The organism is Domibacillus indicus (genome assembly GCF_023715895.1).
Classification (GTDB): domain Bacteria; phylum Bacillota; class Bacilli; order Bacillales; family Domibacillaceae; genus Domibacillus; species Domibacillus indicus_A.
Genome location: NZ_JAMBOO010000002.1, coordinates 75,359 through 91,238 on the forward strand (window position 1 = coordinate 75,359; position 15,880 = coordinate 91,238).

Below are 15,880 nucleotides of genomic sequence, written 5' to 3' on the forward strand. Positions count from 1 at the left end.
TAAAACTGTCGTGCCAAGTCGGCTTTCCGGCCTTCTGCCAGCCATGAATCATGACGCTCGTTTCTTCGAAAAACGCCCTTTTCAGCCCTGCTCGGCTTCATCAAGCAAAGCAAGCAAATAGTGGCAGCCATATTTGACTGTACGCTTGCGGATGCCAGCCCGGCTTCCAGCCATTTTCAGCGGATGAACAATGGTCTGCTGCCCTGCACGCGCAATCGCCAGGAAGACAGTGCCCGGCTCGTGCCCTTCTAATGGGTCCGGCCCCGCTGCTCCTGTGAAAGAAATGCCGATGTCAGCGCCGCACAGCTCACGAACATTTTCAGCCAATTCTTTTGCACATTCTGCGCTGACTGCCCCATGAGCCGCTAACGTTTCACTTTTTACCCCCAGCACCTTATGTTTCACTTCGTTTGTGTAACAAACGATGCCGCCTTTTACAACAGCGCTTGTACCAGGGACCGCTGTAAGTTCACCCGAAAACAAGCCGCCGGTTAAGCTTTCTGCAGCAGCAACCGTCACTTGCTTTTCTTTTAATTTCGCCGCCAGTTCAGCCGCGATCGTCGTTTCTCCATAGCCATAGAAAAAAGCACCGACCCGCTTTAAAATGTCGTCTTCTGCCTGCTGAATCAAACGTTCTGCTTCTGCTAACGATTCATGCTTGGCCGTAATCCGCAAAATAACTTCTCCGTCTCCTGCGAGCGGAGCAATTGTCGGATTGGTCTGCTTGACTAAAATATCGTCGATTTCTGTTTCAAGTGCTGATTCGCCAATGCCGAAAAACCGCAGCACGCGCGACTCAATGCGCTCTACTTTTTCCATTGTCTTTAAAATTTCAGCGCGGCCGTAGTTCGTAAACATCGGCTGCATTTCACGCGGCGGACCCGGAAGAAGCATATAATATGTGTCGTCTGTTTTTGTAAACATCCCCGGAGCCATGCCGTTATCGTTTGGCAGCACGGTGCTGCCTTCGATCACGAGCGCTTGTTTTTTATTGTTTTCCGTCATGATACGGCCGGTTTTTTGAAAGTACGCCTCGATACTTTCAAGCGCTTCTTCGTTGTATTCGAGCGTCTTACCAATTAAACGGGCAATGGTTTCTTTTGTTAAGTCGTCTTTTGTCGGACCGAGGCCGCCTGAAAACACGATTAAATCCGCCCGTTTTTGCGCAAGCTGAACGGCGTCCACTAAACGCTGCTCATTATCGCCGACGACCGTATGATAATAAACGTTTACACCGATTTCCGCCAGATGCTGAGACAGGAAGCGGGCATTGGTATTGGTGATCTGGCCAAGCAATAATTCAGATCCTACTGCGATAATTTCTGCATTCATCTTATGTATACACTCCTTTTTAGTAAGCGAAAGGCACCGTGGAGAATCCAGGGTGCCTCTTTGCTCATTTCGAGTCTTTAAAAACATCTTTGTTTAACTTAAAGTAATCCCAGCCGGACCAAAGCGTGAAGAACAGGGCCACCCACAGCATAATATCGCCAAATGGAAAGCCTATGCTTTCAAACGGCGCATTATGCAGCAGCAAAACGGCAATGGCAACGATCTGCGTCCACGTTTTGATTTTCCCAAGCATATTCGCTGCCACCACTTCGCCCGTTTCCGCCAGAATGAGGCGAAGCCCTGTTACCGCAAACTCGCGGCAAATAATGGCGATGACAATCCACGCGGGTGCGAGCTGCAGTTCCACAAGTATAATAAGCGCTGCTGATACAAGCAGTTTGTCTGCCAATGGATCGAGAAACTTGCCGAAATTCGTTACCAGGTTGTACTTTCTTGCAATGTAGCCATCAATCCAATCTGTCGTTGAAGCAATGATGAAAAGAAGCGCTCCGACAAAATGCTCGACTGGCATATTCGTTCCCAAAACCCGTATTGTTCCCCATCCAAAATCAACCGACATAATTAAGATAAAGAATGGAATCATTAAAATACGTGAAATGGTAATTTTATTAGGTAAATTCAAAACTGTTCCCTCCAGAAACGACCGTTATTGTGCTTTCGGGCGAATGATAATATCCTGCAGCACCTGGCTGTCTGCCGGCAGTTTGTATGCAAGTGCCTGGCCATTCACCGTAATAACGGTATCCGGGGCAAAGCCGACTTTAATCTTCGCTTCTTTTTGACCGGTCATATTATGTGTTTGCGTTTGTCCTTTTGCAAGCATGCCGCTGAAATAGCTTTTGCCGCTTCCGTCCGTAATTTCAATCCATGTTTCTCCTTTGGAAGCAACAGCAATTTCTAGCTTGTCCGCTCCGGAAAGCTCATAAACCGTCTGGCGTCCGCTTGTAGATACGGCTGAAAGTGTTTGAGCCGGTGCAGCTGGTTTAGCCGGTTCTGCTTTTTCTTCCTCAGCTGGTTTTTCCTCGGTTGCCGGTGTTTCTTCCACAGCCGGTTTCTCTGTTTGCGGCTCTTCTACCTGTACCTCTTCCTCTACAGCCGGATCACTTTCTGAACCGCTTTTTGGAATAAGCACATAAACGAGTGCAATCGCGCCAATGATAAACGCCCCTACTAAAAGCTTCGGCAGATAATCAAGCCATTTAGAAGATTCACGAACGGGCTTTGATGCATCAACGCGTGTTTTCTGCTCAGACAAAGCGGCGCCCGTTGGACGAAGCGGCACTTCATCTTCGTTAGAGGACGGCACCTCGCTTTTAAATTCTTCAAATAGTTGTTCTGCATTTAAACCGACCGCTTCCGCATATTGCTTAATAAATGCCCGGACATAAAACTTGCCCGGCATAATGTCGTATGTGCCTTCTTCAATACCTTCAAGATACCGTTTTTGAATTTTAGTGGTTTCCTGAACATCTGAAAGTGACATTCCTTTTGCTTCGCGCGCTTCCTTCAATCTTCTCCCTAATTCTGTCACCCATAACACCTTCCAATATTAAAAGTTAAACCCACCGAACTCCGAGTCCTGAAATAGGTTATTTTTTTCGACTGCTTCATATGTAATCTCTTCGTCCGGTTCATTGCGCAGCTCGATAATATAGTCAAAATCATCGATTGAGTAGTGACTGTTTTCTGCAAATACATCCGGATGCTCTACCACTTTTACAGCCGGAAGCTGCATCACTTCCCGAATAAGCTGCCAATGCTTTTCGCCGGCACGTTTGGCTGAGATCACTCCGTCTAGAATAAAGATATTCTTTGGGCTGTATTCATCACGAAGCAGTTGTTCACGAACAGTCTGTTTAATCATGGTGGACGACATGAACAGCCATTTTTTGTTCGCGCATACACTAGCCGCGACAATAGATTCCGTTTTCCCCACTCTTGGCATGCCACGAATACCAATTAATCGATGGCCATCCATTTTGTACAATTCTGCCATAAAATCAACCAGAAGTCCAAGCTCACTTCGTACAAAGCGAAAAGTTTTCCGATCATCCGCATCGCGTTCAATATAACGGCCGTGGCGCACAGCCATTCGATCCCGCAGCTTCGGCTCCCTCAGTTTCACAATTTCAATCGTGTCCATTGTGCGCAAAATAGATTCAAGACGCTTGATTTGGTCTTCACTTTCCGCCCGCATTAATAAACCGCGGTTTTGATCATCTACACCGTTAATCGTGACAATATTAATCGACAGCATGCCCAAGAGAGAAGAAATATCCCCGAGCAGGCCGGGACGGTTTTTTTTAATTTTGTATTCAAGGTAATATTCTTTTTTGACCATCATATTCCTCCAGCATGGCTTGTATAGTGCAGCCATGGACCCTTTTACTATAATAAAGGATATTATGTATTTTTAAAAGCACAAGTAAAAAGAAAACCCCTTCCAGCTTCAGACAGCTGGAAAGGGTTCGCCTTTGTATTATTTTTGAACGAGTTTCATCATGCATGACGCCAGGACTTTTTGCTCAGATTCATCAGCAACAGACCATAGATCCGCTAAAACACGCTCCTGCTCGTTTTTTGGCTCTACATTTGCCTGCAAGTAGTCACCGATCTCATATGCCAATTTGTTAACTGCTTCTTCCGGCATACCACGGTGCAGGGCATTGTCCATTCGGTTACCTAAAAATTTCTTCCAATCCTGCCAGTTGTCAAGTACAGACATATTGAGCATCCTCCTTTTCAAGTAAGAATCCTCTTTAGTGTGTACCCGGCGCACGAATTTATGCGTACCATCCACCATTTACCGACAGCGTGTGGCCGGTAATGTAACCGGCTTCGCTGGAAGCTAAAAAAGAAGCCGCCGAAGCAATTTCATCGGGAAGAGCAAAACGGCCAAGCGGGATATCCGAAGAGATCTCCTCTTTTTCCTCCTGGGAAAATTCGCTGTTCATCGGTGTATCTACTGCACCAGGTGCAATTGTATTTACACGAATTCGAGACGGCCCAAGCTCTTTCGACAGCGCTTTGGCAAAAGCAATCTGGGCGCCTTTCACAGCTGAATAAACGGATTCACACGAAGCACCCGTTTCACCCCAGACCGATGAAATAAACGTGATGGAAGCCGGCGCTTTTCGAAGCAAAGCCGGCAGCAGCTCTCTCGATAAAATCATCGGCGCTTTTACATGAACAAGCCACAGCCGTTCCATTTCTTCATCTGAGACATCCTGGAGCAGGCCGTACTGGCTCATGCCAGCGGCAAAAATGAGCGCTTCCGCTGACTGAGATGCTTCTGCCAGGCGCTGGACCTCCTGCCGGTTTGTTAAATCAGCTTGAACCGTCAAAGCTTCTCTGCCCATTTTTTGAATGGTTTGTGCCGCCCCGCGCACCGATTCTTCGTTGCGGCTGTAGTGAAGAATGGTATCCCAGCCTGAAGCGGCCATTTTCAAGGCAATCGCACGGCCGATGCCGCCTGATGCCCCGGTAATTAACACTGTTTTTTTCATTTATGCCGTCTCTTTTGGCAGTACAAAGCAGGAAGAAAAACGTTCAGCTTGAATCATTTCTTTTGCAAAAGCAGTCACATCCTGAAGAGTCATCTCTTCTAATACCGGTACTGTATCAAATAAATTCAGTTCATTGAACTGATACCGCGTAAATTGGTTGGCAATGTATTCAGGCGAGTTAAACGCGCGAAGTGTAGCGCCGATTTTCTTTTTGCGGGCACGTTCAAACGCTTCCTCCGTTAAATGACCGCCTTCTTTTGCTTCTAACAGCTGTGTTTGAATGCGCTCAGCCAGCGTATTCGGATCATTGGAATCCCCGCCGACAAGCGCGAAGCTGAACCCTCGTTCTGCTGTATAGTCAAAGCCGAACGTGTCGTCAATCAAGCCAGATTCATACGCTTTTTCATAAAACTCGGCTGTTCTGCCAAATAGCATTTCAAGCAAAAGGCTTGCCGCCAGTTCTTCCCGCAGCTTATCCTTGCCTGTGCGGTCTGAGGCCGGCATTTTAAAGCCTACTTCGCATTTTGGCGTATTCACACTCATGCGGATCTCTTTATGCTCAAGACCTGCTTTTTCAGCCTCTTCAGGGAACCGCCGCTCAACTGGAACGGGCTCCGGAAAAGACTTTTTCGATTGGTTTTCTTTCACGAAAGCCATCATTTCATCAGCATCCACCGGTCCAACAATAAACAGCGACATGTTGACTGGATGGTAAAACGTGTTGTAGCACGTGTAAAGGTGGTCTTTGGTAATATCGGCAATGGATTCGACCGTGCCGGCAATATCAATTTTTACGGGATGGTCTTTATATAAATTTTCAATTAAGCCAAAATATACGCGCCAGTCGGGATTATCATCATACATCCGGATTTCCTGGCCGATGATGCCTTTTTCTTTCTCGACCGTTTGTTCTGTAAAATAAGGGTCTTGAACAAAATCAATCAATGTTTCTGTGTTTTCTTTTATGTTGGATGTGGCTGAAAACAAATAAGCCGTCCGCGTAAAAGAAGTAAAGGCATTCGCTGATGCCCCCTGGCTGCTGAATTTTTGAAATACATCGCCGTCTGCTTTTTCAAACATTTTGTGTTCAAGAAAATGGGCAATGCCGTCTGGCACATGAATAAATTCCGTTTCTCCATTTGGGATAAAGTCATTATCGATCGATCCGTAGTTTGTTGTAAAAGTTACGTACGTTTTATTAAACCCTTTTTTCGGAAGGATATACACATTAAGCCCGTTGTCGAGCTGTTCATGATAAACCGTTTCATTCATTTGGTCAAAAACTGTTTTCTCCATCACTCTTCCTCCTTGCCTGACAAAAAGTACACCGTATCAATCGTAATGGTTTGAGCGGCCGCTGCTGCCTGTTCTTTTGTTACAGCATCAATCTCTTCCAGCCATTGATTGATTGGGCGCTTTGTCCCCGATGCGAGGTTATGGTAAAGCACTTCTACCAAACCGCGCGCTGTATCGGCTGATTCCTGCAGCTGGTTTTTCAAGAGTGCCTTTGTTTGATTTATTTCCAGATCGGAAATATGGCCGTTTTTCATTTCTTCCAGCTGTTCTTTCATGATTCGGACTGTTTTTTCATAATTTTTTTGATCAATACCCGCAAGCATCGCCACAAAGCCTTTATGGCTGTCGAGACGGCTTGCCGCGTAATACGCAAGACTTTCTTTTTCACGCACATTCATAAACAATTTCGAGTGGGAAAAAGCACCAAATACGCCATTTGCGACCTGCATGGCGACAAATTGCGGATCTCCATACGTAATGGTTGTACGGCAGCCGATGTTTAGCTTGCCTTGATTGATATCCTGCTTTTCATGAATTTCGCGTACTTCCTGATTGACCGTGCCCGGCTCTGTTTGGACAGGTGTTGTAGTCCGGTTTTGGAACGGAAGGTGCGACTCGATTTTGGCAGCGACTTCTTCTGCTTTCACATCACCAATCACGAAAATATCAATGATATCTTCTGCAAGCGCTTTTTGGTAATACGTATACAGTGATGCTGCATCAATCGAACCCACTTTTTCCAATAAACCGCCGGCTGGCAATGCATACGGATCATCTCCGTACATTTCTTCCACAAGCTTAAGTGAAGCATAACGGGTTTTATCATCGTAAATGGACCGGATCCGCTGCTCCAGGCTCCGTTTTTCCTGCTGGACAACTTTGTCCGGGAAAATCCCTTCTTTTAAATGGGGGCGAAACAGTAGGTCGGCCAAAAGTGTCAGCGCCCGGTCGAACAAACCATTCTCGCCGTGCAGGTACTTTTCATTGGCTGCTTCCATTGTAAAGGTAAGCACATGCTCGTTTCCTTTTTTTGCGGAATCTGAAAAAAACAATGCACCGTATAGTTCATCCAGCTCTGTGCGAAAAGCAGCTGCTGACGGCGCATTTTCGGTGCCGGACTGCAAAACATGAGGCAAAAGTGCACGCATCGTCACGGTCTCTTTTTGGAGAGGCGCCCTCATTTTAATAATAATCGTATTTGTTTTAAATTTTTCCGTTTCAATCGTGTGAATATTATATCCTGGTTTAGTAAATGTCTGTTCACGTGTCGTTTCCATCGAATTCCTCCTCTGCATCCAGTTGCTGAATACCTTTTACTAGTATATCTTCACTATCTTCCTATAGGAAATATAATGTCTTAAAGGAAACAAAAACCTTATATATAATGAAGAATTTGGGCAGGATATACCTGTCAACATGTACGAACTTTAAAAACAGTATGAGAAAAAGCAGGCGTTTTTAATCACCTTTTCTCCTTCTGTTTTAAAGAATGAGGTAAAAGGTAAACAAAAGGCTATGACCTAAAGCAAAAAAAAAGAATTCCGCATATAGCGGAACTCTTTTTTATCTGCTGCCTTTAACATAGGGCGTACCCGATGCTTTCGGTGCATCAGCACGTCCGATAAAGCCGGCCAATGCTAAAATGGTCAGCACATATGGAGCAATCAGCAGGTAGACATCCGGAACGTCCTGCAAAAACGGAATGTTCGAGCTGACAATACTGAGGCTTTGAGCAAAGCCAAAGAAAATAGCCGCTCCCATCGCGCCAAGCGGATGCCACTTTCCAAAAATCATGGCTGCAAGTGCCATAAAGCCCTGGCCGGTAATGGTAGCGTGGCTGAAATCCAGTGAAATAGACTGGGCATACACCGCGCCGCCAAGACCGCCGAGAAGTCCTGAAATAAACACGGCAATATAGCGTGTTTTGGCCACATTTACGCCCATTGTGTCAGCCGCCATCGGATGCTCCCCAACAGAGCGGAGACGCAGGCCAAACGGTGTTTTGTACAGCACAAACCAGGAAATAATGGCGATCGCAAAAGCTAAAATGGTTGGTCTTGCAATATCGCTAAAGAAAATATCTCCAATGACCGGGATATCACTTAAAAAAGGGATATCTTTTTTAATAAAATTCATTTTGATCATGTCTGTCTGGCCTTTGTCATACAGAAGTTTCACAAGAAACAGGGACAGACCGAGTGCGAGGAAGTTAATGGCGACCCCGCTGACAACTTGATCGGCACGGAACGTAATAGACGCCAAACCGTGAAGCAGCGACAGCAATCCTCCGGCAAGCATGGCCGCCAGAAGCGCAATCCAAGGTGTTGCACTGCCAAATGTATCAGCAAATGTTAAGTTAAAAATAATCCCTGTAAATGCGCCGATAATCATCAGTCCCTCCAGGCCGATGTTTACAACGCCGGATTTTTCCGAAAATACGCCGCCAAGTGCTGTGAAAATAAGCGGTGTAGCTGCGAACAAGGACGAAGAAACGATTAACGCAATGATCGTTAACGCATCCATTTATTTCGCCTCCTTCTTTTTAAAGCGGCCTAGAAGCCAGGTAATCATATAGCTTGATGCTACAAAGAAAATAATCAGCGCAATGACAATTTCAACGAGCTCATTCGGCACGCCTGATTCGATTGGCATATTCAATGAACCTACTTTTAATGCACCGAACAAAAGAGCCGCTAGCACAACGCCGATCGCTGTATTTCCTCCCAAAAGTGCAACGGCGATACCGTCAAAACCGATACCGGAAAATCCGGAGTTAATAAACATGTTGCCAAATGTACCAAGCCCCTGCATGGAGCCGCCAATACCGGCGAATGCACCTGAAATGACCATGGACAAAATAATGTTCCGGTTTACACTCATGCCGGCATATTCAGAGGCATGCTGGTTGTAACCAACTGCACGCAGCTCATAGCCAAGCGTTGTTTTTTCCAGCATAAACCACATCACAATGGCAGCCACAACTGCTAAATAAATTCCGTTATGAAGTGATGAAAAATCTGTTATACTTTGCAGAAACTCCGATTGAAGACTGGCTGTTTCATGCACAGGATCTGTTGCATCCGCTCCGTCGCTGATTACGTCACGGATAAAATAGTTTGTTACGTGAAGCGCTGTGTAGTTCATCATAATGGTTACAATAACCTCATGTACACGCAGGCGCGCTTTTAGGAAGCCGGGAATAAAGCCCCAGGCCGCTCCTGCAGCCGCCCCCGCCAAAATAGCGAGCGGCAGATGAATGAATTTCGGAAGCTCAAATGCCAGACCAACCCACACCGAAGCAAGCCATCCGACAAGAAGCTGTCCTTCTACCCCGATATTAAATAAACCTGTTCGGAAAGCGAATGCAACGGCAAGGCCCGCAAATACATATGGCGTCATTTGGCGCAATGTTTCACCTGTATAAAACGAATCACCGAATGCCCCGTTCCATAAGGCGGCATACCCCGCTGCTGGATCGTTTCCACTGACCAGCATAATAATGGCCCCCGCAAGCAGGCCAAGCAGAACGGAAATAACCGGAACTGCCAATACAGTCCAATTTTTAGACACGCTCATCCGCTCCCTTCTTTGATCCGGCCATTAGGAGGCCGAGTTCCTGTTCTGTTGTTGTTTTTGGATCCACGTTGGCGACAATCTGCCCTTCATAAATAACTGCAATCCGGTCTGATACATTCATAATTTCATCAAGCTCAAATGAAAGAAGCAAAACCGCTTTTCCACTGTCACGCTGTTCGATAAGACGGCGGTGAATAAATTCGATTGCTCCGACGTCAAGTCCGCGTGTCGGCTGGGCGGCAATTAAAAGGTCGGGATTACGATCCACTTCCCGGCCGATAATGGCTTTTTGCTGGTTCCCGCCTGAAAGAGCCCGTGCCAGCGTTGTCTCAGACGGCGTCCGTACGTCAAATTCCTTGATCAGCGTAGCTGCTTTTTTGTACACTTCTTTATAATTCATAATTCCCGCTTTTGAATACGGCTTTTGATAATACGTTTGAAGGACGATGTTCGTGCCAATCGGGTAGTCAAGCACCAAGCCATGCTTGTGCCGATCCTGTGGAATATGCCCAACACCGGCTTCGGTCACCTTCCGCGGCTTAAAGCCTGTAATATCTTTGCCATTCAGCTGAATAGAGCCGTCAGCTGCTTTTCGAAGTCCTGTAATGGCTTCGATCAATTCTGTTTGGCCGTTGCCGTCTACACCGCAAATACCGACAATTTCACCGGCCCGCACATCGAGGTTTAAATTGCGCACCGCTGGAACACCGCGCGAATCGTTTACCGAAAGTCCACGTACCTCGAGCACATTATGAGCTGGAGCGGCTTCCGTCTTCTCAGTCGTAAAGGTGACATCGCGGCCCACCATTAAGCTCGCTAAATGATTCGGATTTGTTTCCGACACGTCTACCGTGCCAATTCCTTTTCCTTTTCGAATGACCGTTACCCGGTCACATACTTCCATAATTTCTTTTAATTTGTGCGTAATGAGAATAATTGATTTTCCTTCTTTAATGAGCGCACGCATAATTCCAATCAATTCTTTGATTTCCTGCGGCGTCAAGACGGCGGTTGGTTCATCAAAAATTAAGATTTCCGCACCGCGGTATAGTGTTTTTAAGATTTCGACACGTTGCTGCATACCCACTGAAATATCCGCAATTTTCGCTGTCGGATCAACCGAAAGGCCATACTGCTCTGACAATTCCCGCACCTTTTGTTCGGCTTTTTTCATATTTACCGTTCCGAATTTCTTCGGCTCATTGCCCAGCACAATATTTTCCGTTACAGTGAACGTGTCCACCAGCATAAAATGCTGATGCACCATGCCAATGCCTAAATCGTTCGCTTTATTCGGATCAGTAATGTGAACGTCCTGTCCATTTACCCGAATGCGTCCTGCTTCTGGCTGATAAAGACCGAAAAGCACATTCATTAAGGTCGATTTTCCCGCTCCATTTTCACCGAGAAGAGCATGAATTTCTCCTTTGGCGAGCTGCAACGTAATATTATCGTTCGCCACGAATCCGTTAAATTCTTTTCGAATGCCAAGCATTTCGATTACATAATCCATCTTTCTCACTCTCCTTTTTAAAACGCTTATAATCCAGTAGGATGTCTGACCTTATGAGCAAAATTTTTTAAAAATCAAGGCAGTATAGCTTGTCTATACTCCCGTCATCTTTAAAAAGGGATGCCGGCGTTCAGTCCGGCATCCGCTAAACGGATTATTTTCCGCTTGGTTTTGTTGGCACTTCAACTTCACCATTTTTAATTTTATCTGTCCATTCTTTTACAGCAGCTTTTGATTCTTCTGTTAAGTTATCCTGTGTTGGCGCAATGCTTACACCGTTTGCCTCAAGACCATACTCAATCACTTCGCCGCCCGGGAATTCACCGTTTTGGGCTTTTGTTGCCACGTCTTGAACAGCAAGGTCTACACGTTTAACCATAGAAGTCAGCGTTACGTTCATTTCCTTGCCGCCTGCTGTTACTTTTCCTTCTTCTGCCTGGTCGCGGTCAACACCGATAACCCAGATTTCTTTGCTTGGATCTTTTTGTTTTAAGCTTTTCGCTTCTGAAAATACGCCGTTTCCTGTGCCGCCTGCTGCATGGTAAATGATATCAGCACCGGAAGAGTACATAGCAGATGCCATTTGCTGGCCTTTATCCGCTTTATCAAATGCACCGGCATATTCAATAACAACGTCCGCGTCTGGATTTACAGCTTTGACACCGGCTTCAAAACCGCCGGCAAATTTGTCGATCAGTTCACTTTCAACTCCGCCAATAAATCCGACTTTGTCTGTTTTTGTTTGAAGGCCTGCTACTACCCCAACAAGGAATGAACCTTCATTTTCTTTGAATGTAATGCTTGTCACGTTATCTAAACCTTCTACCACATCATCCACAATCGCAAACTGGCTGTTTTTCCGCTGTTTTGCCACTTCTTCAATGGCTGGTTTTAACTTATAACCAATACCATACGTTAAATCAAAGCCATTTCGAACTGCAGTATTCAAGTTTGTTTTGTAATCGGCATCGCTTTTTGATTGAATGTAATCAAAACCATCCGTGCCTTTTTCAAGATTGTTTTCTTTACCGAATGCCTGAAGCCCTTCCCAGGCAGATTGGTTAAAGGATTTATCGTCAACACCGCCGACATCTGTTACCATCCCAACCGTAAACTTATCGGATTCTCCTCCGCCGTTGCCGCCGCCATTATTATCAGCTTCTTCACCGCCGCCGCATGCACCTAAAATTGTGCCGGCTGCTAAAACCATGGACATTGCAAAACCAAAATTACGTTTTTTCATTCTTTTATGCCCCCTCTAGTAATTTAATTAACGTGGATGCCTGGATTACATACGTCTGCGCAGAACATGAAAACTGAACTTGTCCGCCCGAAAATAATTCACCGAATACAAAACCGGCACATCATTCTCCGTATAATGAAGCTGCTTTAAGGCAAGCAGTGCGGTTTCAGGCTCACAATCCAGAATCGGTGATACTTTTTCATGCCAGCCATATGGTTCAATGTTGGCTACAGCATGCGAAACAGGATGTGCAGCATGCTCGTCAAATAAAGTAAACAAGGATTCCTGTCCTGCGTCAAATTGCCCCGGAAACAGTACTTTCGGTATTTTATCAATACAATAAACAACCGGTACTCCGTTAGCGGTCCGCACACGCTCAATCACCATTAATTCCGCATCCGGCTCACATGCCAGCCTGCGCGCATCCTCCTCAGTTGCCTGCATCACTGCAGACGAGAGAAAAATGGTACTCGGTTCCATGCCAGCATTTACAATCATATCCGTCACGCTGATCAACTGCTCAATGCCGGATGTGAATAATGGCTTGGAATGAACAAATGTTCCTACTCCATGACGTCGGATAATCACATTTTCCTCCTCGAGTATGCGCAGCGCTTCCCGAAGAGTGGCTCTGCTGACGCCAAGCTGTTTGGCCAGCTCAAATTCTGAAGGAAGCTTTTCTTTTTCTTTGTAGATCCCTTCTTCAATATCTTTTTTCAGCCGGTCAATTACCTGAAGGTATAAATGCCGGTTGTCCTGTTTAATGGACACGGAATCGTCACCACCTTTTCATTTCATTCGCTCGAGACATCAGACCTCTGAGGTTTAACATTTACGCTAATTTCATTTAACATATCATTTTTTTTGATAATTGAAAAGATACTATTTAATAGTGAAAAGAAAGAATTTCTTAAACATTCTCTTGTTTGTATTATTATACAAGTAAAGTAATAACAGCAAGGAAATCGCTTACATAGTCATACATACATTAACAAAAAAGTTTTTTAAAAAAAGAACAGCCCTTCGGCTGTTCTTTTTTTACATATGCTCTTCAGACGGCTTTGGAACGAGCACCGTTCTCGGTTTACTTCCTTCGTACGGACCAATAACGCCTCTCATTTCCATTTCGTCAATTAAACGCGCTGCCCGGCTGTAGCCGATTCGAAAGCGGCGCTGCAGCATAGACACCGACGCAGTCTGCATTTCAGCAATCAGCTGCACCGCATCATCATACAGCTCATCCTCCGACTGGCCGGCTGTTTCCGGCACATCTTCTGGAATCATTTCTTCCTGGTATTGCGCTTTTTGCTGGGCAATCACAAAATCAACGATATCTTCTACCTCTTCATCTGACAAAAAGGCACCTTGAACCCGAATCGGCTTTACCGCTCCAGACGGGTAAAAAAGCATATCCCCGCGTCCGAGAAGTTTTTCGGCACCGCCCATATCTAAAATGGTGCGGGAATCGGTTGCCGATGAAACAGAGAAAGCGATACGCGATGGGATATTCGCTTTAATAACGCCGGTAATAACATCTACAGATGGACGCTGCGTGGCAATAATTAAATGAATGCCGGCTGCCCGGGCCATTTGAGCAAGCCTTGTAATCGAATCTTCTACGTCGCTTGAAGCAACCATCATTAAGTCAGCCAGCTCATCCACAATCACAACAATGTACGGCAAATGAGGCTGCTTCTCGCCCGTTTCGTTATTGTGCTTGGTCACATGCCCATTATAGCCTTCGATATTTCGCGTGCCTGTGTGCGAAAACAAATCGTACCGGCGTTCCATTTCCCCTACTACTTTTTTCAATGCCTGTGATGCTTTTTTCGCGTCTGTTACAACAGGGGCGAGCAAATGCGGAATGCCATTGTATACATTAAGCTCTACCATTTTCGGATCAATCATCATCATCTTCACTTCGTGCGGCTTAGCACGCATTAAAATACTGGTGATAATGCCGTTGATGCAGACACTTTTTCCGCTGCCCGTTGCCCCGGCAACAAGCAAGTGCGGCATTTTATTCAGTTCAGCTGCAATGGCTTCACCGGTAATATCACGCCCAAGTGCTGCTAAAAGTTTTGAATCCTTTTTTTCATTCTGCTTTGCTTCAATCACTTCACGAAAGCTGACCATTGCCACTTCAGCATTCGGCACTTCAATTCCTATAGCAGATTTGCCCGGAATTGGCGCTTCCATCCGAATATCTTTTGCCGCAAGCGCCAGCGCCAAATCATCCGTCAAGCCGACAATTTTGCTTACCTTTACGCCGGTATCCGGCTGTACTTCATACTTGGTAACAGCCGGACCAAGATGGATCTGAGTCACTTTCGCTTTAACACCAAAGCTTTGAAACGTTTTTTCGAGTTTTTGAGCATTTTTTTGAATATGTTTTTTTTCATTGCTTTGATCTGCTTGCTGCGGCTTTTGGAGAAGAGAAGCCGGCGGCAGCTTGTAATCTTTGTTTTCTGATTCTGTAAACGATAGAACCGCTGGCTCTGCTTCCTGCGGTGCTTCCGGTTCATGTTTCTTCTGCTGCGTAACCGGTTCTTCTGTATAAGCTTTTTCAGCAAAGCTTGAAATAAGCGGTGCGGCCTCCGACATAACAGGGTCTTCTTTGCTTTCTACTTCAGGTAGAGCTTCTTTTGCCGCTGCTCTCGGCTTGTCCTTCTCAGCCTGCTCCTGCTCCTGTTCCTTCCATTCTCTTCGCTCTGCCCACTGTTCCCTCGCTTGATGCCAGGAATCGTTCAGCTTTTCGCCCGCAAGAGCGGCGCCATGTACCAATTTTTCAACAAGCGGTTTGCCGCCTACTAACACAATCCCTGCGAAAAATAAAGCCAGTCCAAAAATCCATGTGCCCGGCCGGCCAAATAGAAAGAAAAAAAGATGAAATAAAGCTCCGCCAATCATTCCGCCGCCGATATCCATCGTTCCGACACCTGAAACGCTTTGTTTGTATAAATACCACGTTTCAGCTGTGTAATTCACACCTTCTGCCGGGTTTTCAAACAGGCGAATATGCAGAAATACAAGCAGACTGGCAACTACCAGCAGGCTGCCCGTAATTTTACGTTCCCAAACCGGCGGACATTTTCGCCTTACGATCATATAAAGTGCCATACCGCAGAGACCGATCAATCCGAGCGCATACAGCGTACCGAAGAAAAAAGCGGCTGCTCCTTGGATAATGGCTCCAGCGACTCCGGTGCCAAGCAGCCCCACAGCGCAAAGGACAAAGATAAGAGCGCCGGCTCCCTGGATCTTCAATGATTCTATTTGCTTCTTTTCTTTATTGGTCCGACGCCGGGCCGGTTTTTTTCGTTTTTTTTGTGCCATGTCGTCACCCTACTTTTCATGATCTTTAAACAGTTGAAAGCAGCCGGTTTCGGCTGC

Annotated in this window: 14 protein-coding genes; all 14 read right to left on the reverse strand. The window is 45.9% G+C overall.

All coding sequences use genetic code 11. The features are described 5' to 3' along the window. Positions 1-81: 81 nt before the first annotated feature. The gene (locus M3221_RS03630; RefSeq protein WP_251270186.1) at positions 82-1,332 is read right to left on the reverse strand and encodes a competence/damage-inducible protein A; all 1,251 of its coding nucleotides are present in this window, start codon (positions 1,330-1,332) and stop codon (positions 82-84) included. 64 nt (positions 1,333-1,396) lie between these two features. Continuing rightward, on the reverse strand, positions 1,397-1,975 hold the full coding sequence (gene pgsA / locus M3221_RS03635) for a CDP-diacylglycerol--glycerol-3-phosphate 3-phosphatidyltransferase (RefSeq protein ID WP_251270187.1): 579 nt from the start codon (positions 1,973-1,975) through the stop codon (positions 1,397-1,399). 24 nt (positions 1,976-1,999) lie between these two features. Then, positions 2,000-2,884 (reverse strand): helix-turn-helix domain-containing protein, encoded by an 885-nt coding sequence (locus M3221_RS03640; protein WP_251270188.1) that lies wholly within the window; start codon positions 2,882-2,884, stop codon positions 2,000-2,002. 18 nt (positions 2,885-2,902) lie between these two features. Continuing rightward, positions 2,903-3,694: a DUF3388 domain-containing protein gene (locus M3221_RS03645; protein ID WP_242234486.1), complete on the reverse strand. Its 792-nt coding sequence runs from the start codon at positions 3,692-3,694 to the stop codon at positions 2,903-2,905. 138 nt (positions 3,695-3,832) lie between these two features. Next, positions 3,833-4,078 carry a DUF3243 domain-containing protein gene (locus tag M3221_RS03650; RefSeq protein ID WP_242234485.1) on the reverse strand — a complete coding sequence of 82 codons (246 nt, stop codon included), beginning with the start codon at positions 4,076-4,078 and terminating at the stop codon, positions 3,833-3,835. A gap of 58 nt (positions 4,079-4,136) precedes the next feature. Then, complete coding sequence (gene ymfI / locus M3221_RS03655) at positions 4,137-4,859, reverse strand: elongation factor P 5-aminopentanone reductase (RefSeq protein WP_251270189.1); 723 nt, start codon at positions 4,857-4,859, stop codon at positions 4,137-4,139. Beyond that, positions 4,860-6,155 (reverse strand): EF-P 5-aminopentanol modification-associated protein YfmH, encoded by a 1,296-nt coding sequence (gene yfmH, locus M3221_RS03660; RefSeq protein ID WP_251270190.1) that lies wholly within the window; start codon positions 6,153-6,155, stop codon positions 4,860-4,862. Then, positions 6,155-7,432 carry an EF-P 5-aminopentanol modification-associated protein YfmF gene (yfmF, locus tag M3221_RS03665; RefSeq protein WP_251270191.1) on the reverse strand — a complete coding sequence of 426 codons (1,278 nt, stop codon included), beginning with the start codon at positions 7,430-7,432 and terminating at the stop codon, positions 6,155-6,157. Before yfmF ends, yfmH begins: the two co-directional genes overlap by 1 nt. 286 nt (positions 7,433-7,718) lie before the next feature. Next, positions 7,719-8,678: an ABC transporter permease gene (locus M3221_RS03670; RefSeq protein ID WP_251270192.1), complete on the reverse strand. Its 960-nt coding sequence runs from the start codon at positions 8,676-8,678 to the stop codon at positions 7,719-7,721. Further along, positions 8,679-9,731, reverse strand: a complete 1,053-nt coding sequence (locus M3221_RS03675; RefSeq protein ID WP_309087128.1) for an ABC transporter permease — start codon at positions 9,729-9,731, stop codon at positions 8,679-8,681. Next, positions 9,718-11,244 (reverse strand): ABC transporter ATP-binding protein, encoded by a 1,527-nt coding sequence (locus tag M3221_RS03680; protein ID WP_251270194.1) that lies wholly within the window; start codon positions 11,242-11,244, stop codon positions 9,718-9,720. The genes M3221_RS03675 and M3221_RS03680 overlap by 14 nt, the downstream gene beginning before the upstream one ends. A 154-nt stretch (positions 11,245-11,398) precedes the next feature. Next, complete coding sequence (locus M3221_RS03685; RefSeq protein WP_251270195.1) at positions 11,399-12,487, reverse strand: BMP family lipoprotein; 1,089 nt, start codon at positions 12,485-12,487, stop codon at positions 11,399-11,401. Positions 12,488-12,532: 45 nt separating this feature from the next. Further along, entirely contained in the window at positions 12,533-13,258 is a 726-nt protein-coding gene (locus M3221_RS03690) for a GntR family transcriptional regulator (protein WP_242234477.1), read from the reverse strand. Positions 13,259-13,525: 267 nt separating this feature from the next. Then, positions 13,526-15,823: a DNA translocase FtsK gene (locus M3221_RS03695; RefSeq protein WP_251270196.1), complete on the reverse strand. Its 2,298-nt coding sequence runs from the start codon at positions 15,821-15,823 to the stop codon at positions 13,526-13,528. Between the last annotated feature and the right edge of the window lie 57 nt (positions 15,824-15,880).

What these genes read in the sequence shown, in the direction of transcription:
- M3221_RS03630 (WP_251270186.1), bottom strand. Translation starts at nt 1,332, where the DNA reads ATGAATGCAGAAATTATCGCAGTAGGATCTGAATTATTGCTTGGCCAG.
- M3221_RS03645 (WP_242234486.1), bottom strand. Translation starts at nt 3,694, where the DNA reads ATGGTCAAAAAAGAATATTACCTTGAATACAAAATTAAAAAAAACCGT.
- M3221_RS03650 (WP_242234485.1), bottom strand. Translation starts at nt 4,078, where the DNA reads ATGTCTGTACTTGACAACTGGCAGGATTGGAAGAAATTTTTAGGTAAC.
- ymfI (WP_251270189.1), bottom strand. Translation starts at nt 4,859, where the DNA reads ATGAAAAAAACAGTGTTAATTACCGGGGCATCAGGCGGCATCGGCCGT.
- yfmH (WP_251270190.1), bottom strand. Translation starts at nt 6,155, where the DNA reads ATGGAGAAAACAGTTTTTGACCAAATGAATGAAACGGTTTATCATGAA.
- yfmF (WP_251270191.1), bottom strand. Translation starts at nt 7,432, where the DNA reads ATGGAAACGACACGTGAACAGACATTTACTAAACCAGGATATAATATT.
- M3221_RS03670 (WP_251270192.1), bottom strand. Translation starts at nt 8,678, where the DNA reads ATGGATGCGTTAACGATCATTGCGTTAATCGTTTCTTCGTCCTTGTTC.
- M3221_RS03675 (WP_309087128.1), bottom strand. Translation starts at nt 9,731, where the DNA reads ATGAGCGTGTCTAAAAATTGGACTGTATTGGCAGTTCCGGTTATTTCC.
- M3221_RS03680 (WP_251270194.1), bottom strand. Translation starts at nt 11,244, where the DNA reads ATGGATTATGTAATCGAAATGCTTGGCATTCGAAAAGAATTTAACGGA.
- M3221_RS03685 (WP_251270195.1), bottom strand. Translation starts at nt 12,487, where the DNA reads ATGAAAAAACGTAATTTTGGTTTTGCAATGTCCATGGTTTTAGCAGCC.
- M3221_RS03695 (WP_251270196.1), bottom strand. Translation starts at nt 15,823, where the DNA reads ATGGCACAAAAAAAACGAAAAAAACCGGCCCGGCGTCGGACCAATAAA.